This is a genomic window from Synechococcus sp. MIT S9508, from assembly GCF_047303045.1.
Classification (GTDB): domain Bacteria; phylum Cyanobacteriota; class Cyanobacteriia; order PCC-6307; family Cyanobiaceae; genus Synechococcus_C.
The window spans coordinates 792975-817924 of record NZ_CP138941.1; the positions used below are offsets into that span (position 1 = coordinate 792975).

The 24950-nt window shown below is 58.8% G+C and carries 27 protein-coding genes; 14 read left to right on the top strand and 13 right to left on the bottom strand.

The window, feature by feature from the left end; all coding sequences use genetic code 11:
• The first annotated feature begins 69 nt into the window (after positions 1-69).
• Genes nadC through SIB42_RS03955 form a run of 3 tightly spaced genes read left to right on the top strand, consistent with a single transcriptional unit; the run spans position 70 to position 3764 of the window.
• Positions 70-948, top strand: a complete 879-nt coding sequence (gene nadC, locus SIB42_RS03945; protein WP_067096143.1) for a carboxylating nicotinate-nucleotide diphosphorylase — start codon at positions 70-72, stop codon at positions 946-948.
• Between the two features lie 30 nt (positions 949-978).
• A complete protein-coding gene (gene argS, locus SIB42_RS03950; protein WP_067096146.1) occupies positions 979-2766 on the top strand; it encodes an arginine--tRNA ligase in 1788 nt (595 codons plus the stop codon).
• A gap of 26 nt (positions 2767-2792) precedes the next feature.
• Positions 2793-3764, top strand: a complete 972-nt coding sequence (locus SIB42_RS03955; RefSeq protein WP_067096323.1) for an asparaginase — start codon at positions 2793-2795, stop codon at positions 3762-3764.
• Positions 3765-3791: 27 nt separating this feature from the next.
• On the opposite strand, the gene SIB42_RS03960 is transcribed toward SIB42_RS03955, so the two are convergent.
• A complete protein-coding gene (locus tag SIB42_RS03960) occupies positions 3792-5489 on the bottom strand; it encodes a protein adenylyltransferase SelO family protein (protein WP_067096148.1) in 1698 nt (565 codons plus the stop codon).
• A 109-nt stretch (positions 5490-5598) separates the two neighbouring features.
• On the opposite strand from SIB42_RS03960, the gene SIB42_RS03965 reads away from it, so the two are divergent.
• Positions 5599-6702, top strand: coding sequence for a pyridoxal phosphate-dependent aminotransferase (locus tag SIB42_RS03965; RefSeq protein WP_156485213.1), 1104 nt, complete (start codon positions 5599-5601; stop codon positions 6700-6702).
• A gap of 8 nt (positions 6703-6710) precedes the next feature.
• On the opposite strand, the gene SIB42_RS03970 is transcribed toward SIB42_RS03965, so the two are convergent.
• From SIB42_RS03970 to prfB, 6 genes are all read right to left on the bottom strand, one after another.
• Positions 6711-7391 carry an MBL fold metallo-hydrolase gene (locus SIB42_RS03970; RefSeq protein ID WP_231856442.1) on the bottom strand — a complete coding sequence of 227 codons (681 nt, stop codon included), beginning with the start codon at positions 7389-7391 and terminating at the stop codon, positions 6711-6713.
• A gap of 89 nt (positions 7392-7480) precedes the next feature.
• Positions 7481-8089: an anthranilate synthase component II gene (locus tag SIB42_RS03975; RefSeq protein WP_067096158.1), complete on the bottom strand. Its 609-nt coding sequence runs from the start codon at positions 8087-8089 to the stop codon at positions 7481-7483.
• 3 nt (positions 8090-8092) lie between these two features.
• The gene (locus SIB42_RS03980; RefSeq protein ID WP_067096161.1) at positions 8093-8566 is read right to left on the bottom strand and encodes a diacylglycerol kinase family protein; all 474 of its coding nucleotides are present in this window, start codon (positions 8564-8566) and stop codon (positions 8093-8095) included.
• On the bottom strand, positions 8544-9140 hold the full coding sequence (gene ybeY, locus SIB42_RS03985; RefSeq protein WP_067096164.1) for an rRNA maturation RNase YbeY: 597 nt from the start codon (positions 9138-9140) through the stop codon (positions 8544-8546). Before ybeY ends, SIB42_RS03980 begins: the two co-directional genes overlap by 23 nt.
• Positions 9137-9337, bottom strand: a complete 201-nt coding sequence (locus SIB42_RS03990) for a DUF3285 domain-containing protein (RefSeq protein ID WP_067096167.1) — start codon at positions 9335-9337, stop codon at positions 9137-9139. The genes ybeY and SIB42_RS03990 overlap by 4 nt, the downstream gene beginning before the upstream one ends.
• A 2-nt stretch (positions 9338-9339) precedes the next feature.
• Positions 9340-10468 (bottom strand): peptide chain release factor 2 gene (gene prfB, locus SIB42_RS03995; protein ID WP_156485212.1). Its coding sequence is split into 2 segments (ribosomal slippage): positions 9340-10392 and positions 10394-10468, totalling 1128 coding nucleotides; the frame shifts between segments, so codons are not numbered across the junction.
• A gap of 132 nt (positions 10469-10600) precedes the next feature.
• Here prfB and grxC point away from each other — a divergent pair.
• From grxC to SIB42_RS04010, 3 genes are read left to right on the top strand one after another with little or no spacing between them, the layout of a single operon-like run.
• Entirely contained in the window at positions 10601-10855 is a 255-nt protein-coding gene (grxC, locus tag SIB42_RS04000; RefSeq protein WP_067096172.1) for a glutaredoxin 3, read from the top strand.
• 23 nt (positions 10856-10878) lie between these two features.
• Complete coding sequence (gshB, locus tag SIB42_RS04005; RefSeq protein ID WP_067096175.1) at positions 10879-11802, top strand: glutathione synthase; 924 nt, start codon at positions 10879-10881, stop codon at positions 11800-11802.
• A gap of 36 nt (positions 11803-11838) precedes the next feature.
• The gene (locus tag SIB42_RS04010) at positions 11839-13848 is read left to right on the top strand and encodes a S9 family peptidase (RefSeq protein WP_067096177.1); all 2010 of its coding nucleotides are present in this window, start codon (positions 11839-11841) and stop codon (positions 13846-13848) included.
• On the opposite strand, the gene SIB42_RS04015 is transcribed toward SIB42_RS04010, so the two are convergent.
• A complete protein-coding gene (locus SIB42_RS04015) occupies positions 13810-15240 on the bottom strand; it encodes an isochorismate synthase MenF (RefSeq protein ID WP_067096180.1) in 1431 nt (476 codons plus the stop codon). The two genes, SIB42_RS04010 and SIB42_RS04015, sit on opposite strands and share 39 nt — an antisense overlap.
• A gap of 69 nt (positions 15241-15309) precedes the next feature.
• Between SIB42_RS04015 and menA the strand changes: the two genes are divergently transcribed.
• The 4 genes from menA to SIB42_RS04035 all read left to right on the top strand — a co-directional run bounded on the left by menA (position 15310) and on the right by SIB42_RS04035 (position 19671).
• Positions 15310-16275, top strand: a complete 966-nt coding sequence (gene menA, locus SIB42_RS04020; RefSeq protein ID WP_067096183.1) for a 2-carboxy-1,4-naphthoquinone phytyltransferase — start codon at positions 15310-15312, stop codon at positions 16273-16275.
• A 4-nt stretch (positions 16276-16279) separates the two neighbouring features.
• Positions 16280-17257, top strand: a complete 978-nt coding sequence (locus SIB42_RS04025) for an o-succinylbenzoate synthase (RefSeq protein ID WP_067096186.1) — start codon at positions 16280-16282, stop codon at positions 17255-17257.
• Complete coding sequence (locus tag SIB42_RS04030; RefSeq protein WP_067096326.1) at positions 17257-18522, top strand: AMP-binding protein; 1266 nt, start codon at positions 17257-17259, stop codon at positions 18520-18522. The genes SIB42_RS04025 and SIB42_RS04030 overlap by 1 nt, the downstream gene beginning before the upstream one ends.
• Positions 18523-18984: 462 nt before the next feature.
• A complete protein-coding gene (locus SIB42_RS04035; RefSeq protein WP_231856438.1) occupies positions 18985-19671 on the top strand; it encodes a phycobilisome rod-core linker polypeptide in 687 nt (228 codons plus the stop codon).
• A gap of 5 nt (positions 19672-19676) precedes the next feature.
• Here SIB42_RS04035 and SIB42_RS04040 read toward each other — a convergent pair whose 3' ends face one another.
• From SIB42_RS04040 to SIB42_RS04050, 3 genes are all read right to left on the bottom strand, one after another.
• The gene (locus SIB42_RS04040) at positions 19677-20069 is read right to left on the bottom strand and encodes a ferredoxin (RefSeq protein WP_082825063.1); all 393 of its coding nucleotides are present in this window, start codon (positions 20067-20069) and stop codon (positions 19677-19679) included.
• 147 nt (positions 20070-20216) lie between these two features.
• A complete protein-coding gene (locus tag SIB42_RS04045; RefSeq protein ID WP_067096336.1) occupies positions 20217-20351 on the bottom strand; it encodes a photosystem II protein Y in 135 nt (44 codons plus the stop codon).
• Between the two features lie 196 nt (positions 20352-20547).
• The gene (locus SIB42_RS04050) at positions 20548-21003 is read right to left on the bottom strand and encodes an acyl-CoA thioesterase (protein ID WP_067096189.1); all 456 of its coding nucleotides are present in this window, start codon (positions 21001-21003) and stop codon (positions 20548-20550) included.
• A gap of 89 nt (positions 21004-21092) precedes the next feature.
• Between SIB42_RS04050 and SIB42_RS04055 the strand changes: the two genes are divergently transcribed.
• A complete protein-coding gene (locus tag SIB42_RS04055) occupies positions 21093-21575 on the top strand; it encodes a DUF6790 family protein (protein WP_413328436.1) in 483 nt (160 codons plus the stop codon).
• Here SIB42_RS04055 and SIB42_RS04060 read toward each other — a convergent pair whose 3' ends face one another.
• Positions 21576-22760, bottom strand: a complete 1185-nt coding sequence (locus tag SIB42_RS04060; RefSeq protein ID WP_067096192.1) for an NAD(P)H-quinone oxidoreductase subunit H — start codon at positions 22758-22760, stop codon at positions 21576-21578.
• 43 nt (positions 22761-22803) lie between these two features.
• Between SIB42_RS04060 and rsmH the strand changes: the two genes are divergently transcribed.
• The gene (rsmH, locus tag SIB42_RS04065) at positions 22804-23751 is read left to right on the top strand and encodes a 16S rRNA (cytosine(1402)-N(4))-methyltransferase RsmH (RefSeq protein ID WP_067096194.1); all 948 of its coding nucleotides are present in this window, start codon (positions 22804-22806) and stop codon (positions 23749-23751) included.
• A complete protein-coding gene (locus tag SIB42_RS04070) occupies positions 23748-24296 on the top strand; it encodes a DUF456 domain-containing protein (RefSeq protein ID WP_067096197.1) in 549 nt (182 codons plus the stop codon). Before rsmH ends, SIB42_RS04070 begins: the two co-directional genes overlap by 4 nt.
• Here SIB42_RS04070 and SIB42_RS04075 read toward each other — a convergent pair.
• The gene (locus SIB42_RS04075) at positions 24293-24943 is read right to left on the bottom strand and encodes a hypothetical protein (protein ID WP_413328438.1); all 651 of its coding nucleotides are present in this window, start codon (positions 24941-24943) and stop codon (positions 24293-24295) included. The genes SIB42_RS04070 and SIB42_RS04075 overlap by 4 nt on opposite strands.
• Between the last annotated feature and the right edge of the window lie 7 nt (positions 24944-24950).

The window sequence follows — 24950 nt, forward strand, 5'->3', positions numbered from 1 at the left end:
TGCAGGTTTGGCCCGAACCGTCGTGCCCGCATGATGGATCCAGGCCTGTAAGCGGGTGGTTCCGCAGTGATGAATGTTGAGCAGCCTTTAACGGCACCCCGGCTTCAGGCGCAACTTCAGCACTGGCTGGCAGAGGATATTGGCCGAGGCGATCTCACCGCGCCCGCCCTGAGCGGACGGCGGGCTCAGGCGAGCTGGATCGCGAAGCAGGAGGGTGTGTTCTGCGGCGGCAGCCTTGCTCTGCAGCTGTTTCGCCTGTTGGATCCCAAGCTCGAGGCCGAGTGCCTGGTGCCCGATGGTGCTGCGGTGCAGTCCGGCGACACGCTGCTCCGACTCGACGGTCAGGCCACTGCCTTGGTTGGGGCTGAACGGACCGCGCTGAATCTGGCGATGCGTCTTTCCGGCATCGCCACGGCCACAGCGGCCCTGGTGAGAGAACTGCAGGGAAGCGGTGTGCGCCTTGCCGACACGCGTAAGACGACACCGGGCCTGCGCGAACTTGAGAAGTACGCCGTGCGCATGGGTGGGGGTGTCAATCATCGACTGGGCCTAGATGACGCCGCCATGCTCAAGGAAAACCATCTGGCCTGGGCGGGTGGCGTTGAAGCATCGATTGCCGCTGTGCGGGCCTCAGCTCCATGGCCGGCGCGGGTGATTGTGGAAGCGGAAACCGAGCAGGAAGCTTCGAAGGCCGTGATTGCCGGAGCAGATGCTGTGCTGCTGGATGAGTTCACGCCTGAGCAGCTGATCAGCTTGGTGCCCAGGTTGCGCCAGCTGGCGGTGGAGCGGGCTGGCTCCGGGGCTGTGGTTCTCGAAGCCTCCGGGATTCAACCCGTTGATCTGCGCGCCTATGCCGCCACAGGCATCGATCTGATTTCCACCAGTGCTCCTGTCACGCGCAGCCGTTGGCTGGATCTGAGTATGCGTTTCGCACCTGCCGGGGGATGATCAGGGCTTGCCAAGCCCGTTGATCCGTCCATGCTCCGCATCGCCAACGCCCTTGAAATACAGTTGCGCGGTGCGATGCAACGGGCGTTCCCCGAGGCCTGGGCTGACGCGGGGGAGGCTGGCTTGGACCCCCAGTTGGCGCCAGCGAGCAAGCCCGAATTCGGGGATTTCCAGTCCAACGGTGCTCTGCCACTGGCCAAGCCGCTGAAGCAGGCGCCTCGTCAGATCGCCACGGCCATGGTCGAGCAGCTGCAAGCGGATACAGCCTTCTCCGAGCTGTGCCTGGAGGCGCAGATCGCAGGCCCTGGGTTCATCAACCTCACGATCCGACCCGAGCGCCTGGCTGCGGAAGTGGCCTCCCGCCTGGGCGATGAGCGGCTTGGCGTTCCGCCCGTCCAGGTTGCTGCGCCGGTGGTTGTGGACTTCTCCAGTCCCAACATCGCCAAAGAGATGCATGTGGGGCATCTGCGCTCCACGATCATCGGCGACTCCTTGGCTCGGGTGCTGGAGTTTCGTGGCCACCCGGTGTTGCGGCTGAACCATGTGGGCGACTGGGGCACCCAGTTCGGGATGCTGATCACCCATCTCAAGCAGGTTGCTCCCGACGCTCTCGAGACCGCTGATGCCATCGACCTCGGTGACCTCGTGGCCTTCTACAGGGAGGCCAAAAAACGCTTTGATGACGACGAGGCGTTTCAGACCACATCCCGCGAGGAAGTGGTGAAGCTGCAGGGAGGGGATCCTCTGTCGCTCAAAGCATGGGGGCTCCTGTGTGACCAGTCGCGGCGCGAGTTCCAGAAGATCTACGACCGGCTCGACATCCGCCTCAGTGAACGAGGTGAGTCGTTCTACAACCCCTTCCTGCCGGCGGTGATCGATGGGCTGAAGCAGGTTGATCTGCTGGTCACCGACGACGGGGCAGAGTGCGTCTTCCTGGAAGGGGTCAGCGGCAAGGACGGCAAGCCGCTGCCGGTGATCGTGCAAAAGAGTGATGGGGGCTTCAATTACGCCACAACCGATCTGGCGGCGATTCGTTATCGGTTCGCTGCAGCTCCCGATGGTGATGCAGCCTGCCGGGTGATCTACGTGACCGATTCCGGTCAGGCCAATCACTTTGCGGGAGTGTTCCAGGTGGCCGAACGGGCTGGCTGGATTCCCGATGGCTCTCGCCTGGAGCATGTGCCCTTCGGGTTGGTGCAGGGAGAAGACGGCAAGAAGCTCAAGACCCGGGCCGGTGACACCGTGCGTCTGCGTGATCTGCTCGATGAGGCGGTGGAGCGCGCTGAAGCTGACCTGCGTTCGCGCCTCCAGGACGAAGAGCGCAGTGAGCCTGAAGACTTCATCAATCATGTGGCCAACACTGTTGGCCTGGCGGCGGTGAAATATGCCGACCTCAGTCAGAACCGGATCACCAACTATCAGTTCTCGTTTGATCGGATGCTGGCCCTCCATGGCAACACGGCTCCCTACCTGCTCTATGCACTGGTGCGGATCGCTGGCATCGCCCGCAAGGGTGGCGATCTGGATGTCTCAACGGCTCAGCTGCAGTTCAGTGAACCTCAGGAGTGGGCTCTGGTGCGTGAACTCCTCAAGTTCGATGCCGTGATTGCTGAGGTAGAGGAGGAGCTGCTTCCCAATCGGCTCTGCAGCTATTTGTTCGAGCTCAGCCAGGTGTTCAATCGTTTTTACGACCAGGTGCCAGTGCTCAAGGCCGACGCCGCTTCGCTGCCCTCGCGCCTAGCCCTTTGCCGTCTCACCGCCGACACCCTGAAAACAGGACTCGGTCTGCTGGGAATCTCAACTCTGGAGCGGATGTGAGTGGTTCCCCAGTGAGCGGTTCCTCTCTGCCTCGGCTCCTGTTGTTGGCCACTGGTGGCACCATCGCCGGCCAGGCGAGTGACGTGACCTCCTTGAATCACTACTCAGCAGGCGTCATCACTGCTGAGGAGTTGTTGCAGTCGCTCCCCCAGCTGAAGCAGCTTGCTGCAATTGAGGTGGAGCAGATCGCTAATGTTGATAGTGCGGATTTGACCTTCGATCACTGGCGCCGATTGGTGGCGCGTATCCGCGAGGCGTTGGCCGTCGATCCTGATCTGGCGGGGGTGGTGATCACCCATGGCACCAACACGCTGGAGGAAACCGCCTGGCTGTTGCAGTTGTTGATCGATGACCCGCGTCCGGTGGTGCTGGTGGGGGCGATGCGGCCGGCAACGGCACTGAGTGCTGATGGTCCGCTCAATCTGTTTCAGGCCATGCAGGTGGCCAGAGCGCCGGAGTCCCTTGGGCAGGGGGTGCTTGTGGTGATGGATGGCTGGATCCATGCAGCTCGCGAGGTCACCAAGGTCGCCACTCAGGGGGTTGGTGCCTTTGAAAGCCCTGGTGTCGGCCCCTTGGGTTGGGTGGATGATGCGGGGGTGCACCTGCCTCCAGCGCAGCCAGCACGTCCTGTTCCTTTCTCAGGCCTTCAGCTTGCCGAGCCCTGGCCCCAGGTGGCGATCCTGCATGGTTGCGTCGAGCCTCCATCGTTCCTGATTTCTGCCCTGCTTTCGGCCGGCGTCCGGGGTCTGGTGTTCACGGGCACTGGGGCTGGCCAGCTGTCGGTGCTTGAACGCTGCGCTCTTGAAGACTGGCCAGGGCCGCTGCCGCTCATGCTCAGGGCGAATCGCTGTGGTTCCGGGCCCGTGCATCGTGATGAGCAATTTGCCCGCCTTGGCCTTTTGCCCGCCGGGCGGCTCAGTCCCCAGAAAGCGCGAGTGTTGTTGCTGCTGGCTCTGATGGCTGGATTGGACAGGGCCCAACTCTCTGACTTGATCTGAACGCTGCATGCCTGGCTTGACCGTGGCTCATGAGGAACAGCTGTAGTGCGAGATGCCTCCGGCGTTGAAGAATTCCTCAGGTTTCAGTTGGTCGTAGCGGGCCGCTAATTCCAAAAGCAAGGAATCATAGGGTTTGGCGAAGACCTGCTGCAGCTCATGCACCAGGCTGTAGTCACCATGGGCTGCTTGTTCATAAGCCGGTGCAATCAGCCATTCACGCCATGTGATGGCGGGATTGGTGAGCTGCATGGATCTGGATGTCTCGCTCAGGTCGCAGTTGAGTTCCAGTTGATGTCGCCACCGTTGCAACCAATTCATCCAGCGTTGATCAATCTGGTGATCGCTGGGTCGATAAAAGCTCCGCTTCAGGGCAGCTACCTGTTCAGGGATGGCTGAGAGCTCTCGGAACACCATCGTGTAGTCCGCGGCTGAGTCGACGCATAACTGCAGGAGCTCTCTCACCAGTTCTGGGGAGTGGTCGGCAAGGCCAAGCTTGCGTTGCCACATGCTGTCGAGAGCCTCCTGCATCGCGGCTTTAAAACCCTCCTCAAGGCTCTCGAGGCGAGTCATGGCTTCCGGGTGATCCTGTAGTAACGGTTTCAGGGCTGACACGAACGTCTGATAGTTCTTGCCTGCCGCCGCCGGCTGATTGAAGAAGGCGAAATGCATGCCGCCACCGGTCCAGGGCTGAAAGCGTGGGTCGAACAGTTCGCAGAATCCGAAGGGTCCGTAATCAAGGGTGAACCCTCCGGCAGCGCAGTTGTCACTGTTGAAGTTGCCCTGGCAGTACCCCACACGGATCCAGTCAGCAACCATTGCCGTTAGGCGTCCGCGGAACAACCTGGCCAACTCCACCACCTGCTCGTTGAATGGCAACGATGGCTCGATCTCCGCGTGGTAATTCCGATCGATGAGGTGCTCCACGATCATCTGCAGCTCACTCAATGCCTTGGGGTGGCTCTTGTTGCGGGTGCGTCTGGCAAACAGCTCGAGTTGACCCACTCGCAGAAATGATGGAGCCACTCGTGTGGTGATCGCTGCAGGGTTCTCCACCAGCACATCAGGATCCATGGATCGAGACTGATCCGAATACCAGGGCCGACGTACGGTCTCGGCATGGGAGACGTAGAGGGTCAGGGAGCGTGAGCTTGGAACTCCCAGTGCATGCATGAACTCTTGGGCCAGAAATTCGCGCACGCTGGAGCGCAGCACGGCACGACCGTCAGCGCCACGGCAATAGGGCGTTGGTCCACCGCCCTTCAGCTGCAGTTCCCAGCGACGTTCCTGGAAGAGACCCTCGAATACGGAAATGGCACGACCGTCGCCGTATCCGTTGCCATTGCCGAATGGACATTGCTGATCGTATTCAGTGCCGTAGATCGACAAGGCATAACCGGTGGCCCATCCATAGGGGAGCATCGGCTCGCGACTCACGCTGATGTCGCCGGAGAACAATCGCCGGAAGCTGTCATCCTGTGCCAACTGATCACTGAGTCCCAGTTCTTTGAACAGCTCGTTGCTGTGTGCCACGTACTGCGGTGCTGGCAGAGGTGTTGGTGTAACCGGCACGTAGTGCCCAGATCGCACCTGACGCACCTGGTGATCGTGTCCGTTGACGGTGGCTTCGGGATCCGGTGTGAGTTGGCTCAGCAAGGAGTAATCGACGTGTTTCGCGAACGCGGCGAATGTGTCGGTTGAGGAGGATGCGCTCGAGCTGGCTGGCATCAGGCCGTTGACTGCAGTGTTCCCATCATCGGCATGATTGCCACGACTGTTGGGATGAGATGGAGGTCGATAGCTTGTTGGTTGACCTTCGTTGGCAAGGTTGATGGGTATGACCGCACCGATTCCTTCGCCTTCAGCACGCCCTGATGTTGAGCGCCTCAAGGGTTACAGCGCACCGCTGGAAGGGCGCCGTGGTTTGCTTCGGCTTGATTTCAACGAGAACACGATTGGCCCCAGCCCGGCGGTTGCTGAGGCGCTGCGGGCCTTTCCGGCGGATCAGATTGCGGTCTATCCGGAATACGACGGGTTGCGTGAGGCCGTGATCGCCAACCTGCAGGCGTCTCCGGCCGGGCTGGCCTATCCCCTGTCCATCGAACAGGTGGGGCTCTTCAACGGTGTGGATGCAGCGATTCATGCGGTGATTCACGCCTATGGCTCCCCTGGAGACACCCTGCTCACCACAAGTCCCACCTTTGGTTATTACGCCCCTTGCGCCGGGATGCAGGGGATGGTCGTCGAAGCAGTGCCCCATGTCCTGCCAGGTTTTCGCTTTCCGCTGCAGCGGATCCGTGACGCTCTTGAGCGACGACCACGGATTCTGATGCTCTGCAATCCCAACAACCCCACTGGTACGCGGTTGTCGGTGGAGCATGTGCTGGAGTTGGCGGCGTCCGCGCCCGACACGCTCGTGGTGGTGGATGAGCTCTATGAGGCCTTCACGGGAGACAGTGTGTTGCCGACGGTCGATTTCGGGCTGCATTCCAATCTGTTGGTGCTGCGTTCCCTCGCCAAGACGTCTGGACTCGCGGGCTTGCGTATCGGTTTCGCGTTCGGGCATGCCGATGTGGTCGATCGGGTCTGCCGCGTGACCGGTCCCTACGACGTGAACAGCCTTGCCGTGACGGCGGCTTTCGCTGCTCTGTCTGACCAGGCCTACACCGATCACTATGTGGCCGAGGTGTTATGCGCTCGCGACTATCTCGTAACTCAGTTAACGCAATCTGGTTCCGCCTTCCATTGCGACGGAGGTAACTACCTGCTGGTATGGCCGCGGCGATCGGCCGAAGAGGTGGAGCAGAAGCTGCGCAGCTCCGGCATCCTGGTGCGCTCCATGGCCGGCAAGCCGCAGCTCGATGGATCTCTGCGCGTGAGCATCGGCACCCATGCGCAAATGCAGAGGTTCTGGGAGTGTTACCGAAAGCTTGAGCGCTGAGCGGACACTCAGCGCATCACCTCGATCACTGTGCTTTCGTTCAGGTTGCTAGGCAGCGAGAGGCTGGGTCCAGCCTTTCGAACCTGTGTACCGCTCATCGCATCCAGAAAGGGCTGAACCCCACCTTGGTCGCAGCCGCTCGGAGCCTCACCATTCACGTATTGCACGGGGATGACCCGGCGTGGATTCAGCTGCCTCACCACATCGGCGGCTTCTTCGCCGTCGTACACCTTTGCTCCGCCTCCAACCCCGATGATCAGCACATCAGGGCGACCCAACAGCACCCTGTCTTCACCGCTGAGTGGGGCTGCTGTCCCTCCCAGATGGGCAAAGCTCAAGCCTCCCTGCTGCCAGCGCCAGATCGTGGCGTTGCCGAAACGACGTCCTCCCATGCGGTCATGCGGAGCGGAAAATCCCTCCAGGTCCATGCCGCCAACGCGATAGGAACCCGGCTTGGAGAGGTAGGTCCCACCACCAATCCGCGCGCCTTCATCAGGGAGTTCGGAGCTGGCAAGGGTTACGTTGGCGCTGACGCGTGGTTCGGCGAGTCCCGCAGCGCAGCCCACGGCCCGGAAGGGGTTCACCAGCACCGACTGGCCGCCGCCACGAATCAGCAGAGCGCTGTGCCCATAGCTGGTGATTGAAACGCCTGCGGCCTGCACAGCGCTGCCGCTGATTCCGCTCACCATGGCGGATGCGGCCAGGAAGACGATGGCCCGCCCAGGAACCTGTCTGTTCAGGAAAACGGTCATGGGGGAATGCCTGCTGGCTCAGGAAGCTAGCAGTGCTGAATGCGTCCTTCAGCCACGCGTAGGAAGTTGGCCAGCAGCTTGTGCCCTGCCTCCGTCAGCACGCTTTCCGGATGGAACTGCACGCCCTGGAGATGGTGATGCTCACGATGACGCAGTCCCATCACGGTGTCGTCCTCCAGCCATGCAGTGACTTCCAGGCAGTCCGGAAGACTGCTGCGATCAGCAATCAAGCTGTGATAGCGGGTGGCGGTGAGGGGCTGGGGCAGTCCCGCGAAGACGCCTTCACCGCGATGCAACACCGGGGAAGTTTTGCCATGCATTAGTTCTGCCGCCCGCACCACCTTGCCTCCGTAGGCCTGAGCCAGAGCCTGATGGCCCAGGCAGACACCCAGAGTGGGAATGTTGGGTGATAACTCCTTCAGCACATCCAGGCAGACCCCCGCTTGGTCAGGATCTCCTGGTCCAGGCGACAACAGGATGGCATCGGGACTGAGGTCGCGGATCTGGGCAACGCTGAGCGCGTCGTTGCGTTCCACGCGCAGATCCTCGGCTAGAGGGTGCTGAGCCGCTAATTCCCCGAAGTACTGCACCAGGTTGAAGGTGAAGCTGTCGTAGTTGTCGATGACAAGCAGCATCGCTTAGAGGCCAAGGCGAAGAATCAGGGGGGGAAGCACCAGCAGCAGAGCAATCACCAGAGAACTGATGGCTGCCACCAGAACCGCTGCTGCAGCGCAGTCCTTGGCGACTTTGGCCAGAGGGTGGAAGCGTCGACCGATGGCCAGATCCACCACAGATTCGATGGCTGTATTGAGCAGCTCAAGCACCAGTACGGCCGCCACAGTCAAGACCAGCACGGCCAGCTGAATCGCTGGTAACTCAAGCCACAGGCCCAGGAAGAACACAACGCTGCCGATCCCCAGGTGGATGCGGAAGTTGCGTTGGCTGATAAAGCCGTAACCCAGTCCCTGAGCCGCATAGCGGAAGCTGGACGGCAGGTCGCCAGCGATTTTCCAAGCTCCTCTGTGGGCAGCGTGGTGGGCACGTCGGGTACTGCGCTGGCTGATCTCCTCGCTCAACGGAGCTCCATCGTCAGGGGTCCGGAGTGATTTCATCTGTTGATTCACAGTTGATCTCACCGTGGGATTGAACGATACCGGCCATGGCAACCAGTTGCTCCTGGCATTGCAGCATCGCTTCCAGCTTCGAATCATCGGGATGATCCCATCCCAGCAGATGCAGCAGCCCATGGCTCACCAGCCAGCAGAGCTCTCGTTCCAGACTGTGCTCCTGCTCACGAGCCTGACGCTCTGCAGTTGGGACAGACACGATGATGTCTCCCAGCTCAACGCTGGGGCTGCCGTCAGGGGGCATGTCCGCTTCTAGTGCTGAAAAAGACAACACATCGGTGGCTCTGGGCTTGTCTCTCCAGCGTCCGTTCAAAGCGGTGATCTCGGCATCATCCACAAACTGCAGACCTAGACAAATTTCCTCGCAGTCCAACAATTGTCTGGGAGTGGTGTCGCCACCGGTGCTGATCAGGTGTTGCAGCCAGAGATCCAGGGTTGCGGCCCAGGTGTCTCCCTGGCTGAGACGCTGATGGGCTTCCGTTCCTTCTGCGGCCTGGATCAGCTGCTGTTCCGCTGGAGTGAAGGCCAGATCGATGGCAAAAGCCCGTGCGCTGCTCACTGGGGCAGCGTTGGACGCCCCAGCCAGGCGACCACAAGAATGAAGCCGATGAACCCTGCGGCCGTGAGTCCGAGATGAAACAGGCTCTTGCTGCCTTTGCGGACCATGTTGCGCATCGCCTGCTTCACGAAGCTGGGCGGTGGCGTGGTCGGGGTGCTGTCGGTCGAAGTCTCGATGCCGTCGGCCTTTGAACTCATGGTCAGCTGTCCTCATCCTGTCCTGGGCTGTCGACACCTTGGCGCAGCAGCGCCTGGATGAAGGGGTCGAGATCGCCGTTCATCACGCCCTGCACATCGTTGGTCTCCTCCTGGGTGCGCAGGTCCTTGACCATCTGATACGGGTGAAAGACATAGTTGCGGATCTGATTGCCCCAGGCGGCCTCCACGATGTCGCCTCGAATGTCGGCGATCTCTGCGGCCCGTTGTTCTTGGGCGATCACCAGCAGCTTGGCCTTGAGCTGGGCCATGGCCTTCTCCTTGTTCTGCAGCTGGGAGCGCTCCTGGGTGCAGCGCACAGCCAGTCCTGTGGGGATGTGCAGGATGCGCACGGCGGTTTCCACTTTGTTGACGTTCTGTCCACCGGCTCCGCCCGAGCGGCTGGTAGTGACCTCCAGGTCTTTCTCGGGAATATCGAGCTCAACTTCCTCCTCGAGTTTCGGCATCACCTCGATACCTGTGAAACTGGTCTGGCGCTTGTCGTTGGCGTTGAAGGGAGAGATGCGCACCAGGCGATGGGTGCCTTTCTCATTGCGCAGGTACCCATAGGCGTAGCGCCCTTCGATTTCGATCGTGGCACTCTTGATTCCTGCTTCCTCGCCCTCGCTGAGCTCATTCACCGTGACTTTCATGTCATGGTCTTCGGCCCACCGGGTGTACATGCGCAGCAGCATTTGGGCCCAGTCCTGTGCATCCGTGCCGCCGGCTCCGGCATTGATCGAGAGCACGGCTCCTTCTTTGTCGTACTCACCGCTGAGCAGGCGCTCCAGCTCCCATCGATCGAGATCTTTGCGCAGTTGGTCAAGGCCCCCCTGGGCCTCGGCGAGCATGTCGTCATCGGCCTCCAGGTCATAGAGCTCGAGCGTGGCCTGGGCATCGGAGACAGCTCCCTGCCAGGTCGTTAACTGCAGCAGCTGTGCCTTCACCTCATCGAGGCGTCGCATTTGCTTCTGAGCGTTTTGTTGGTCATCCCAGAAGTCAGGCTGGGCAGCAAGTTGCTCAAGGTCTTGTTGTCTGGCGTTCAGTGCAGGAACGTCAAAGACAGTCCTGGGCATTGCCCAGGCGATCAGTGAGCTCGGAGAGGTCGCGCTTGAAGTCGGTGAGGTCGAGCAACGGTGTGCGTTGAACGGATTTCGCGACCTTATCAGTGCGGAATCTTGGTTCCTCTCGTTCGGGATGCTCAGGTCACCCACCGTTTGCAGGCTGAGCGCCTGCATAAGATCGATGTCCCGTAATGAGGGCTCCATGCCGAGCGTCGAGATTTACACCTGGCAGACGTGCCCTTTCTGCATCAGAGCCAAACAGCTGTTGGATCGCAAGGGCGTCTCCTACTCCGAGTTTTCCGTTGATGGTGATGAGCCGGCTCGCGATGCCATGGCGGCCCGAGGCGATGGCCGCCGCAGCGTTCCTCAGATCTTCATCGACGACCAACACATTGGTGGTTGTGATGAACTGCATGCTCTCGAGCGGGCCGGTGAACTTGACGCGCTGCTCACCTGAGTTCTCTGACCCGACCGCTGCTCATGCGTCACCTGTTTGTGCTGGATCCGCTGGATCGGATCAATCCCGCCAAGGATTCCACCGCTGCGCTGATGCAGGCCGCCGCCAGATCTGAGCTGGAGGTCTGGGCTTGTACTCCGGCTGATCTGATCGCGCTTGGTGATGAACCTCTGGCGATGGCCATGCCGGTTCAGCCTGAGCCCTGGATCACTGCCGGCGAGCGTGAACGGCTGCCGCTGGCCACGTTCCAGGTGATCTGGATGCGTCAGGACCCTCCGGTGGATGAGGCCTATCTCTACGCCACCCATCTTCTCGATGTCGCAGAACGGGCTGGGGTTCGTGTTCTCAACCGCCCCGATTCGCTGCGCACTTGGAATGAAAAGCTCGGCGCTCTGCGCTTCAGTCGCTGGATGGCCCCCACCCTCGTCTCCGGCAGGGTGAGTGAGCTGAAGTCGTTTGCTCAAGCGCACAGCGAGATTGTGCTCAAACCCCTGGGAGGTCGTGCAGGTTTGGGAGTGATCCGGGTCTCGTCCCAGGCTCCTGGGCTCAAGGCTCTTCTGGAATTGGTCACAGAGCAGGAACGTCTGCCCGTGATGGCTCAGTGTTTTCTTCCTTCTGTGAGTGAGGGCGACAAGCGCATCTTGTTGGTGGATGGTGATCCGCTGGGTGCCATCAATCGGCGGCCAGCCGATGGAGAATTTCGCAGCAATCTTGCGGTTGGCGGTCAAGCGGAAGCGACGGAACTCAGTGAGCGGGAACGCCAGATTTGTTCAGCCCTGGCGCCTGCTCTGAGGGCAGAAGGCCTGTTTTTTGTGGGCATCGATGTGATCGGCGGCATGCTGAGCGAGATCAACGTCACCAGTCCCACTGGAATCCGAGAGGTGGAACGACTGATGAGCCAGCCTCTTGCTGATCAGGTGATCGCGCGTCTGCGCGACCTGCTTTGAGCGTTCAAAATTGGGGTCTGGTCATCAGGAAAGGTTTTGCTGAAAAGAGGTCTGCGTTGGGGAACAGCTCTGTTGGTGGGTCTGGCCGGAAGCCTGACCATCTCCGGTCAAGCGATGGATGCCAGCTCCACACCGCCGCTGATTCCACGTGAGGTGTTGTTCGGCAATCCGGAGATTGCCGGGGTTCAACTCAGCCCTGATGGCACCCGCATTGCCTACCTCGCTCCTTACCGAGGAGTCCTCAACCTCTGGGTCCGTGATCTGGATGGTCGTGAAGAGCCCCATCTGCTGACTCGGAAGACTGATCGGCCGCAACAGGCTGCCGATTGGACTGCTGATGGGCGCTTTCTGATCTCTAGCAGAGATGCACAAGGGGATGAAAACACTGTGCTGGTGCGAATTGACCCTCGCACAGGGGAGTCGGTTGATCTCACCCCAACATCTGGTGTCTTGGCGGTTGTCACTGCCTCAGACCGCGATGTACCTGGTGAATTGGTGGTTGGCCTCAATGATCGTGATCCTCGCTATCACGATCTTTATGTGCTCGATATTGCCAGTGGAGCGCGCAAACTGCTTTATCAAGTGGATGACGGTCGACCAGTTGGAGTCGATCGCCTCAATGGTGAGTGGCATCCCTATCTGCGCACCGAAGCCTTGGCCAATGGCGGCCAGGCCTACGAGCTTCGCTTGCCTGGTGAGAAGGAGTGGCGACCCTTTCTCAAATTCGATTTCGAAGATGCTCGCTTATCTGGGCCAGCAGGGTTTACCCGTGATGGTCAGTGGCTGTATGGGCAACTGAGCACGGGAGCAGACAAACCTCGACTTGTGCGTTGGAGTCGTCAGGAGCTGGAGCGCTGCACGACCGACTGTGGTTTTGAAGTCGTGCACCGTGCAACAAGTGGAGCGTTAGGCATCGCGTTGAGTCAAATCGAGACTGGCGAACCCTCGGTGCTGGTCGAAACGGATCTGCGCAGTCAGCGTTTCGTTTTGGATTCTTCGCTGCGCTCTGATTACGACGCCTTAGAACGTTTGGCGGGCTCCAATGAGTTCTCGGTGTTCGATCGCGACAGGAAGGATCGGCTCTGGTTGGTTGTGGTCGCTTCCGATCGTCAGGGCGAGCAAATCTGGCTCTGGGATCGGGATCGCCGTCAGCATCAACTGTTGTTTTCAGTTCAGCCAAGACTGGACGATTACACCCTGGCGTCGATGGAAAGCCTCGACCTCAAGGCCCGGGATGGCCGGCGGATTCCGGCGTATTTAACGCGCAGTGCTCTCTCCAGCGATGGGCCGCAGCCTCTTGTTCTCGTCGTTCATGGTGGCCCTCAGGCCAGAGATTATTGGGGTTTAGATCGCACCCATCAGTGGCTTGCTAACCGGGGCTATCACGTGATGAGTGTGAACTATCGCGGCAGTACTGGTTTCGGAAAGGCTCACCTGCTGGCAGGAGAAGGTGAGTGGTACGCCCGGATGCAGGATGATCTTGTTGATGCCGTTCGCTGGGCTGTGGATCAGGGCATTGCTGACCCTGACAAACTGGTGATCAAGGGCGGGTCCTATGGCGGCTATGCCGCTTTGGCTGGATTGACGCGTGATCCAACTTTGTTTGCCGCAGCGGTTTCAGAAGTCGGACCCTCCAATCTCCGCACATTGTTGGCAGCGATTCCTCCTTATTGGGAAGCCATTCGCATCAATTTTGAACGCATGATTGGTGTCGGCAGTGTGGACCTCGATGCCATTTCTCCGATCAATCATGTGGATCAGATTCAACGCCCTCTTCTGTTGGGTCACGGAGCCAATGATCCGCGGGTGAGTTTGCAGGAGAGTGAATCCATCGCCGCTGCAATGACGGCTCGCAAACTGCCAATTGATTTTGTTGTGTTTCCTGATGAGGGGCATGGCTGGGCCAATCCCCGTAATGCTTTGGCCTGGGCAGCGTTAGAGGAGCACTTTCTCCATCACCACATCGGCGGGCGCGTGGAACCCTTCGGTCATGTGCTTGAGCAGTCATCAATGGATTGGCGACTGCGCTCCTTGCCGACCCCCTGACACCAGATCAAGCTGATCGGCGAGGACGGTGAGCTTGAGCCCCACTTCCTGCAGTTCACGTTCGGCCACCGACCCGCGCACCAGTCCAGCTCCGGCCGTGAGGTCGAGCTGGGTGCCGCGGGCATGACCGCAGCGGATGGCCACACGTAGTTCCGCATCCCCAGCGCAGTCGATCCAGCCGATCGGTGCTGCATAGCCATCGCGATCGAATGGCTCAAGGCTGCGCAACCAGCTCATGGCCTCGCGTCTGGGCAGGCCTGCCACAGCCGGAGTCGGATGGAGCACTCCAGCCAGAGCAAGGGGTGATTGGCCAGGAGCTGGAGTCGTGATAGGGGTATGCAGATGGATCAGTTGCCCGTGTCTGGCCAGTTGCGGACTGCGCGGACGCCGTGGCTGCAGTCCTTGAGCAGTGAGATGCTCGGTGATCGCCTTGACCACCAGTTCATGCTCGCGCCGGTCTTTGTCGGAGTTGAGCAGCGAGGTGGCGTGGTCGTTGCGTCCGGCAGTGCCGGCAAGCGCATCGCAACGCAGCTGCCCATTGCGCAAGCTCAGCAGTCGCTCAGGTGAAGCGCCGAAGAAGCTGTCCTGCTGGTTGCGCTGCCATAGGAACCGGCAGCTGCCTGCTTGCTGGTAGCGCAGGCGTTTCAGCAACAGCAAGGGGTCCAGGGGTGAGGTCAGGCTCACCGAGTGGCGCACGGCGAGAACCAGCTTGTGCAGTTCACCCCCGTTCACCAGTTCCAGGCCTCTCTGAAGCGCCGTGGTGTAGCGCCGTTCCCAGTCGCCGGGTATGATCCTGCCGCTCAGATTGCCTGAGCTCTGGCCTGGCCAGCTCCTCCAAGACTGCAGCTTCTCTGCCATCAGCCAGAGCGACTCTGCGAGTGAGCGCACATCACTCATCTGTTGCGCAATGCCGTGCAGACGCAGCCAGCCGTGCCGTCCATGACGACTGAGTTGCCAGCGAGGCAGAACGGCCTGAACCGAGGGCATGCTGCCCTGTGGCTGGAGTTCTCCGCTCTGCTCGAAGAAGGAGAAGGCCAGCAGGATGCGGGAGCGGGCCTGAGCCGGTGCTTCAGGCGTTCCCTCGAGGATGCGTCCGAGCGTGATGTCACTGAAACGCTGAGCCAGTTCAAATCGACGGGGACCTGACATCTCCAGGTGATGGCAGCGGCCGGCTGCAGCAAGACAAATGCCTGGTGCACCATCCCAGAGGAAACGGAACGGATCGGCATCCTCGAGATCAGCAAGCTGCAGCAGTGGATCCAGCCCCTGCAGCGGTACTGCTAAGCCGAAGACTCCGTCGTCCATCTGGCGCTGATCCCACACACGCATGGCACCCTCCAGCAGGTCGCTGAAGTGCACCGCAGGTGAACTGTCGTGGGGCGCGGCCGACATCTTGACGGCAGGACGATGGATTACTGCTCAAATGTATGAGTCTTGAAGAGGGCTCCACGAGTCCAGTCCATGCCAGATCAACAGGCTGTTGCAACCCTTCACTCCCGCGGCGACGATCGCCGGCGTCTCTGGAAGGCAGCGATCAAGTGGCCGATGTACTCCGTTGCGGTGATGCCCGTGCTGCTTGCGGCCGGATGGCGACTGGGTTCAGGCTTTCCGGTGCGCTGGCTCCAGGGCTTCGTTTTTCTGTTGGCAGCGGTGCTGCTGCTGATCTGGGAGAACCTCAGCAACGACCTCTTTGATGCCGAGACCGGCGTCGATGATCAGGGCAAGCCCCATTCGGTAGTGGCGCTGGTAGGTCGGTCACGTCCTGTTCAGCATCTGGCCACGCTTGCTCTGCTTATGGGACTGATGCTGATTCTGTGGATTGCGCTCAGGAGCAGTCTTGCAGTGCTGATGCTGGTGCTGGTGAGTTGTGGTCTCGGGTATCTCTATCAGGGACCTCCCTTACGTCTCGGCTACAAGGGCCTAGGTGAACCGCTGTGTTGGCTCGCTTTTGGTCCTTTCGCCACTGCAGCTGCGTTGTTGGTCATCGCCCCTTCAACGGATGTCGTGCCCTGGGACACCGCTTTAGTCCTCGGCTCCGGCCCTGCTCTGGCGACAACGCTGGTCTTGTTCTGCTCGCATTTTCATCAGGTTGAGCAGGATGCGGCGCATGGCAAGCAGTCTCCAGTCGTGCGCCTGGGTACTGCGCGGGCAGCATCCTTGGTGCCGTGGTTCGTTGCAGGCACCCTCGCTCTGGAATGGGCCCCTGTGCTGCATGGCGACTGGCCACTCACCGCTCTGTTGGGAGCCTTGGGGTTACCGGCGGCCTCCTCATTGATCCGGTTGCTTCGCACGCATCATCACGAGCCTGAACGGATCACAGGCAGCAAGTTTCTGGCGTTGCGATTTCAGGCTCTCAATGGCCTCGGTCTGAGCATCGGTCTAAGCCTGGGTCCATGGTTTGGCTCCCCTGTTCTGCTGCCGGGTTAAGTCCATGACGCTGCGGCTGGCGATTCGTTCCTATGCCTATTCCCTGTTGCGTCCACTGCGGACCGCTTCAGGTGCTTGGCAGCAGCGTGAGGGTTGGTTATTGCGTCTGACCTGTGCGATCTCCGGTCAGGTGGGCTGGGGCGAGGTGGCTCCGCTGGATCCAGAACACCGTCCTGTCTGTGCAAGGGCTCTAACGCGATGGCAGAACTCCGGGGATGTGGAGTGCGAGCGAGATCAGCTCGAATCACTGCTGCCGACGCTGCCGGCTGAAGTTGGCTTTGCGCTCGGTGCTTCCTTAGCGGAGCTGGATGGCGTTGTTCAGGCCTGGCTTCCTGCCCCGAGTTCGGCCTGTCTGCTGCCCGCTGGACCGGCCATGCTGCCGATGCTGGACCAATTGCTGGCGACTCATTCAGTGGATGAGCCCCTCACTGTGAAGTGGAAGGTGGCAGCGACGAACTGGGACCATGAATGGTCGTTATTATCCAGGCTTCTAGACCGGCTGCCGCCCGAGGCTCATCTGCGTCTGGATGCCAATGCCGGCTGGGATCGGACTGAGGCGGATCGATGGGCTGGAGTTCTGGAGGGAGATCCCCGTCTGGACTGGCTGGAGCAGCCACTGGCAGTGGATGATCTGCAAGGCCTGCAGGATTTGGCGAAGCGGGTTCCTGTCGCCCTCGATGAGTCGCTGCTCAAGCATCCGGCTCTGCGGGAGCAGTGGCAGGGCTGGCAGGTGCGGCGCCCCCTATTGGAAGGAGATCCCAGACTCCTGCTGCGCCAGTTGCAGGAAGGCCGGCCGCGGCTGATGCTCAGCACCGTCTTCGAAACGGGTATCGGCTTTCGCTGGCTGGCGTTGATGGCAGGGCTCCAGCAGCGAGGCCCCACGCCCGTGGCTCCAGGGCTGGCTCCAGGTTGGTGCCCTGAAGGTCGCCTGTTCAGCTCTGATCCTGAGCAGGTGTGGGCTGCGGCTGCGCTGGGCTGCTGATGAGCCGTTTGAGGGATCTGCGCTGTGACCCTGCCCAGCCTGGTCAGGCTGCTGCGACTCTCGAGGCAGACCTGGCCAAGGGTGCTTGGGTGCGACTGCTCCCTTCCGACGTTCAGCCGGAGCGACAAGTCCTGGATGTTGATGGCCTGGATTGGCCTCCTGGACCAGGAGTGGTGTTGTCTACCGGAGGCAGCAGCGGTGGACGACAGCTCTGCCTCCATCCCTTGTCGAATCTGGATCGCTCGGCCCATGTCTGCGGGTCTTGGCTGGAGACGATCGGCTTGGAGCCAGCCTTAACTCTGGTTTGGAATCCTCTGCCGTTTCAGCACGTGAGCGGTCTGATGCCTTGGTGGCGTGCCCGTCACTGGGGCGCAGATCATGCCTGGATCTCCCCCGCTTTGATCAAACAGCCGGCTTTGCTTCTCAAGCACAGCCTTCAGCATCCAGTCTGGCAGCGGCGTCCAATGCTGCTTTCGCTGGTGCCCACCCAACTGCGGCGGCTACTGGCTGATCCCTGTGGACGCTCCTGGTTGGCTGAGATGGCGGTGATTTGGGTTGGTGGTGCAGCCTTGCCAACCGATCTGGCCGATCAATCGCGCGACTTGGGCATCAGGCTTGCCCCCTGTTACGGCGCGACGGAGACAGCCGCAATGGTGACGGCCCAGGCGCCGCTTGATTTTTTGGCCGGCACGGGTGGTTGTGGGCGCCCCCTTGACGGTGTGCGTCTGCGACTGAATCAGCAGGGAGCTCTGGCCGTGCACTGCGACCGCTTGGCTACAGCCAGGCTTGATGGCACAGGCAGCCTCTGTGCGCTGTCGGACGCGAATGGTTGGTGGCATTCCGCTGATTTGGCGGAACTTGAAGGCTCACCAACGGATCCCCAGCTGCATCTTTTGGGACGAATCGATGACGCCATCCATTCAGGTGGGGTCACGGTGTTTCCTTCACAACTGGAGCAGAGGCTTCTGCGCGAGGCCCGCAAGCAAGGGCTACCGCTCGATGCTGTGCTGTTGCTGGGATTGGTCAATCGTGAGTGGGGTGAACGACTGGTGGCTCTTGTTCGCTGGTCGTCTGCTGATGTGTCGTTGGACGCTTTCGACTGTTTACGCAGATTGGTGTCCGAATGGCCCGCAGCGGAACGTCCTCAGCATTGGATCCAATGCCAGGAACTGGAATGCTCTGCCGCTGGAAAGTGGGAGCGTGCGCGTTGGCAGAACTGGTTGAGCGCACATCAATCAGCTCAGTCATCAGCTCAGAAATTCTGAATGTGTAGCTCGATGATGCATTTATTTGCTCAATCATTGCTTTGTGAATATCACTTTTGAGTCGGTTCTGCTTCATTTCATTCACGAGAAACTGCCGCATGGCTGATGGTCATGAACTGGCGAGCTCAGTCGCATGACTGACGGATTTGCCTGTTGAGCGATTTGAGCTTGTGGTGGCAATGGCCCATGTCTGACCTGTGACCAGAGCATCCAGCATGCGCTGATGCCTCTCTCTGCGAATGGCTCGGGCAAAAAATCACAAAAGGAGTACGTTCTCTTTGCCACAGATGGGCGTATCAAATTTATTCCGACCCCCTGAATCGGCGCCTGAATTGTGAATTAGTTTGCGCTTTGTCCTCTTGGTATATCAACCAACTCTTAGGGTATTTTTCTGAGTTTTACTGGGTTTCTTCGTTGCCAGTTCCCCTTCGGCCTTTTCGGCCTACCTCTCAAAACATACGTGTGAGCACAATTGATGCTCCCTCGATTGAAGGGGATGTTGTTGATAACGCTGGTGATGTGATTAATCGCTGTTATCGCCAGATTTATTTTCATGCAATGAGTAGCGATAGGGATCGCTATCTTGAGTCTCAACTTAGAAATGGTTCAATTACGGTTAGAGACTTTATCCGCGGTCTGTTGCTATCAGATCGTTTCATGCGTGGTTATGTTGCTTGCAGCAATAACTATCGCCTTGTCGAGCAGGTCATCGGCAGGGCCTTGGGTCGCAAGGTGCGAGACAATACCGAGAAATTAACCTATTCCATTGTTATTGCTGAGAAAGGATTTGAGTCTTTTGTTGATCTAGTCCTCAATAGTGAGGAGTATATGCAGAGGTTTGGCTACGACACTGTGCCGCTGGAGATTTCAAGAGTTTTGCCAGGTCGGGCTGTGGGTGAAGCACCTGTTTATCAGGAGTTCCCTCGATACTCTTATGACTGGCAAGAAAAGTTGATTTCAAACGACATGATGATGTCGATTGAAGATCACCTGAACTTCGGGCCGACGAAGTCTTTCGCAGAGAAAGTGCTGTATGAGCGTCCTTCTGATAAGGCATTCCGATATATCATTCCGTCCTTTGTGATCCTTTCGGGATTGATTGTTGTTGGGGTGGTGAAAGTCTTTACAAGTATCTTTGTGGTGGGCTGAGTTGCCTAATAAGCAGCTCTCACCATTGCTTCCTTTTTCTTTTCAATCAATTCTTCGAAGCTGATCCAGTGAATGCAGTCCACTGGGCAGGTGTCGATTGCTTCGTTGATCACCATGGTTGAATCACCGTCCTGGCGAATTGCTCGGCACTTTCCAGTCTCTTGGTCCATTAAAAATGTGTTCGTCGCCACGTGGGCGCAATAGCGACATCCAACGCAGACTTTTTCGTCGACCCAGATGGCTTGCAGTCTCAGTTCTCCGCCCAAGCAAGGCTCTAGGCCTGATGGTGAGGTGATGTGATGAGACGGTGCAGTAAAGGCGGCCGAGCTTTCAAAGGCTGTTTCAAACCTCGTTTCAACGTCTGAAGGTGCTGTAAATGCCGCAGAGGTGTCGAACATTCTGGTCAGCTTCTATGGCTTACGAATCGCGAAGCTGCGCAATCTCTGCTCAATTTTGAGACTTGCGACTTTCAAAATGCTGCAGGAGGACTCCACTGATTGAAGAGGTGATGAATGGTTTGCTCTGATGTAGGAATTAAAATCTTTTTAGGAGGTTTGATTGGTTTTGTATTGCTTGATCGCAATCTGAAGCTGACCGATTGCGGCTCTACCAATGTTGTAACTGGCCCAGCCCAGGGCAAGAAAAATTGGTAATGCCACGATCAGAATTCTCAAATCCATCGCCAATTTGAGATGACTCACAAATTAGCTTTGGTGCAATTTTTTTCAGTGCTCTTTGACGGCGTCTCGCGTTGCAGATGGCTGATTTCTGCGCGGATTCTTGAACTTGTCGATGTCACAATTGTGTCGCCATCGACCTCGGGTGCTTAGGCGGATCTTGCCCCGCTACGGCCAAGAGGTTGGCTCGGTGGCTGGCTCAGAGTTCTTTGATTTGCCCAATCTCTGCAGCCTCGATCCAGCGTGAGATTGCGTCTGGTAATGGGCAGCATCGGCGCGTTTGTGTATTGATGGCCAGCTGTCTGATCAAGCCATTGGCAACGACCTGGTCGTTCAGCAGAAATTGACTGCGAACTTCAAAACATCCCTGATTAATCCGTTGTGGCGTCAGTCGAACCAGCAGTTGATCTCCCCCATGCACTGCTTTGTTGAAGCTTGCGCTGCACTGCACGACAGGTAGTGCAGTGTCGGGCCAGCGTTCCTGGTCACGACATCCAGGGAACACCGTTTTGGCTTCAATGCCATAGAGCTCCAGGCTCTCTTCCCATGCCTCATGGCACCAGCGCAACAGCTGATGGAAATGCATGACGCCAGCGGCGTCCGTATCACCGAAGCGCACGGTTCTGCTGAGGTTGAGCCAAGGGGGCCTTGCCATCAGCTCACGTTCTGGTCGCTTTGGCCAGGACTTGTCACCTTGGGATCAGTGAGAGGTTGGGGTTGATGAGGGGATTGGTGCATTTCTTCTTGGCCGATACGGGCGTGTGGACGCTGCTTTTGGCGTTGTTGTTGGGCGCCTTGCAAACACGGCAGCAATGGACTCTCAGCCGTTGGTCCGAAGCCTCTTTGCTTTGGATCGCGTTCTGGGTTCTAGGCGTGGGAGGTGTCTATGGATTCATCATGCATCTTGTCTTCGGGTCGTTCCTGGCAGAACAGATTGGTTGGCCCAACAGTCCTTTTCAGTACGAAGTGGCTTACGCCAATCTCACGATCGGCATCCTCGGTTTCAGTAGTTTCCTGTATCGCAAACGTGATTACCTTTTGGCGAGCATGGTGGCTTTCGCCAGTTGGTTTTTCGCTGACGGGATTGGTCACGTGGCTTCGCTTGTAGTGGATCAGAACAACGCTCCTTCCAATGCCGGCAGCGTGCTGTACACCGATCTTCTGACGCCTTTGCTGGTCCTTCTCCTGCTCTGGATAAGTCGAGGTGAACGTCGCCGGCTGAGCTGATCAACGATCGACGGATCCCATGATCACGTCGATAGAGCCAAGGATCGCCATGATGTCGGCAACCTTGTGTCCCTTCAGGATGTGAGGAAGGATCTGCAGATTGTTGCTGTCTGCGGCACGAATCTTGAAGCGCCAGGGTGTGACGTCGTTGTTACCCTGAATGAACACGCCAATCTCGCCCTTCCCAGACTCCAGTCGGGTATAGAGCTCGCCATTGGGGATCTTGAACGTGGGTGCCACCTTTTTTGCCACGTACTGGTAGTCAAAGCCGGCGAAATCGCTGTCTTTGCCCTCGGCCATGCGTTTGGCCTCCAGGTTTTCCGTTGGACCACCAGGAATCATGTCGCAGGCCTGGCGAAGAATCTTGAGGGATTGGCGCATTTCTTCGACACGAACCCTGTAACGGGCGAAGCAGTCGCCCTCTTTCTCCCAGACCACATCCCAGTCGAAGTCGTCATAGCACTCGTAATGGTCAACCTTGCGCAGGTCCCATGGCACTCCGGAGGCCCTCAGCATCGGGCCGGAAAGGCTCCAGTTGATGGCTTCTTCCCTGCCGATCACACCTAGCCCCTCAATGCGCCGACGGAAGATCGGATTGTTGGTGATTAGCTTTTCGTATTCATCAATCTTGGGGCCGAACCAGTCACAGAAGTCGCGACATTTTTCCAGCCAGCCCCAAGGCAGATCGGCTGCCACACCACCGATGCGGAAGTAGTTGTTGTTGATCAGGCGTTGACCGGTGGCCGCCTCCCAGAGGTCGTAGATCATCTCCCGCTCTCGGAAAATGTAGAAAAACGGCGTCTGTGCGCCGACATCAGCAAGGAAGGGACCCAGCCAGAGCAGATGATTGGCGATGCGGTTGAGTTCCAGCATCAGCACTCGGATGTAACTGGCCCGCTTCGGAACAGGAATATTCGCCAGTCTTTCAGGGGCGTTCACGACGATCGCTTCGTAAAACATGCCCGCCGCGTAATCCATCCGGCTCACGTAGGGCACGAACATGACGTTCGTGCGGTTTTCGGCAATCTTCTCCATGCCGCGATGGAGGTAGCCGATCACCGGCTCGCAATCGAGAACATCCTCTCCATCGAGAGTCACCACAAGGCGCAACACCCCATGCATTGAGGGGTGGTGGGGGCCGAAGTTGACCACCATCGGCTCCGTGCGCGTTTCCATTTGCGTCATGGGGCCGTGGCAGAGCAAGTGCGTTGGATCTTAGGAAGGACCCATGCCCGATCTGCCATCCAGTACCGCCCAGGGCTTCATGCATGTGCCGGTTCTGGCCGAATCGTTGATGCAAACGCTGGCCGCAGAGCTCAGTGAACAGCGCCAGTCAGGCGTGTTCATTGATGCGACGTTGGGTGGTGGAGGCCATAGCGGTTTGTTGCTGGATCGCTACCCACAGCTGCGTCTGCTGGGGCTCGATCACGATCAATCTGCCCGTTTGGCGGCGGCCGAGCGGCTGGAGCATCATGGGGATCGCGTCACGATCGTGGCGACCAATTTCGCTGATTACACCCCTCCTCACCCGGTTGCATTGGTCCTGGCCGACCTTGGGGTGAGCAGCCCTCAGCTGGATGTGGCGCAGCGGGGATTCAGCTTTCGGCTGGATGGTCCCCTTGACATGCGGATGGATCAAGTTGGGGGAGGGGAAACCGCGGCTGAACTGATTGCAAGGCTGGACGAATCAGATCTGGCGGATCTGATCTACGCCTATGGAGAGGAGCGCTTGTCGAGGAGGATTGCTCGCAGGATCAAGGCTGATCTGGACGCCAGCGGAGCCTATGCCGGTACGGCGGCCCTGGCCTATGCGGTGGCTGGCTGTTATCCACCCAAGGCCCGCCGTGGTCGGATTCATCCCGCCACACGCACGTTTCAGGCCCTGCGGGTTGCGGTCAATGATGAGCTGGCGGTGCTTGACCGCTTGTTGCAACAAGCCCCCGACTGGCTCCAGCCTGATGGCCTGCTGGCAATTATCAGTTTTCATTCCCTTGAGGACCGGCGTGTGAAGACGGCCTTTCTCAGTGACGATCGCCTGCAACGCGTCACTCGGAAGCCATTGAGAGCAGACGAATCAGAGCAGCAGCTCAATCCGCGCAGTCGCAGCGCAAAGTTGCGCATTGCCCGCCGCCGCCCCCCCCAGTCAAGCCCTCCCGAGCCAAGGTCTGAAGCATGACCTGGGCCTGGACGAGTGATGGGGTGTGGTGGATTGCCCTGCTGGTTCAGCTTCTGTCGATTCCAGGCTCGTTTTTGCCCCTGCTTCCAGGCCTGATTTGGTTGCCGGTGGGATCCCTTGTCTGGATGGCGGCTGTGGGTTGGGCGCAGGCCTGGCCTGAGTTTGTTCTGGCGCTTGTGTTGTTCGGCTTGGGTCTCATCGCTGATCTTCTTGCTCTTGGATTGGCATCTGCACGTCTGAAGGCCAGTCGCTGGTCTGCGGCGGGAGCCGGTGTGGGTTTGCTTATCGGCGTGCTGGGCTTGCTGCCGGCCCTGCCGTTCGGCGGGCCACTGCTGGGGGCTTTTTTGGGGCCATGGCTTGGAGCAACGCTGGTGGAAACCTTGGTCACAACAAAGCCACCCCGGAATCTGGGGTGGCTTGAAGCGTTGCGTCAGGGATCGGTGGTGGGTCTGGCTGTTGTGGCAGGGCTTCTGATTAGTCGCCTTGCTCAGCTGCTGCTGGCAGTGCTGGGTGTCGCAGCGTTTGTTGCTTTGAGTTGTTTTTAACTGTTGAGAAAACCAGTCTGATCATCAGTGCCAAACAACTGACGATAAGCAGCCAGCGAGATACAGATCACCACGGGACTTGCGACGAGCAGGCCAACACCATTGAGAATAATTCCGACGGTCAAAATAATCGTGTTGACGATCAACAGCAAAAGCATCCACCACCATGTGGCATCAATAATCTTTTGGCCTTTCTGAATGTTTTCAACCGGATTGCCTGTTTGTAGAAGTGCAATAGCAGGCAAAAGTTTTTGGTTGACTGAGAGATAGATGAAAATCACCATCCCTGTAATCAGGGGGATGAAGCCGGCGAATGTGCTTGCTGCAAAAAATTCATTGGTGAGCCACCGAAGCACCAAAACAATGATGGCAACGATGATGGCAAGAACGATTTGATTGATGAATAAACGTCCGGCTGCATTGCCGTCCCATCGCACCAAGTCAGAGAACGAAGGCTTGGCTCCATTGAGCGACTTCCAAGCTCCGCGGATCAGACCCATGATTCCCCAGAGGCTAATCACTGTGCTGCCAATGGCAACAACGAGAAAATAAGCAATGGGTACGCTGTCGTTCGCTAAGGCGTGTGCCCCGCGCACGATGATCTGAAACAGAATCCAGACGCTGCCAGCCAACAGGGTGAACAGCACCAAAGGC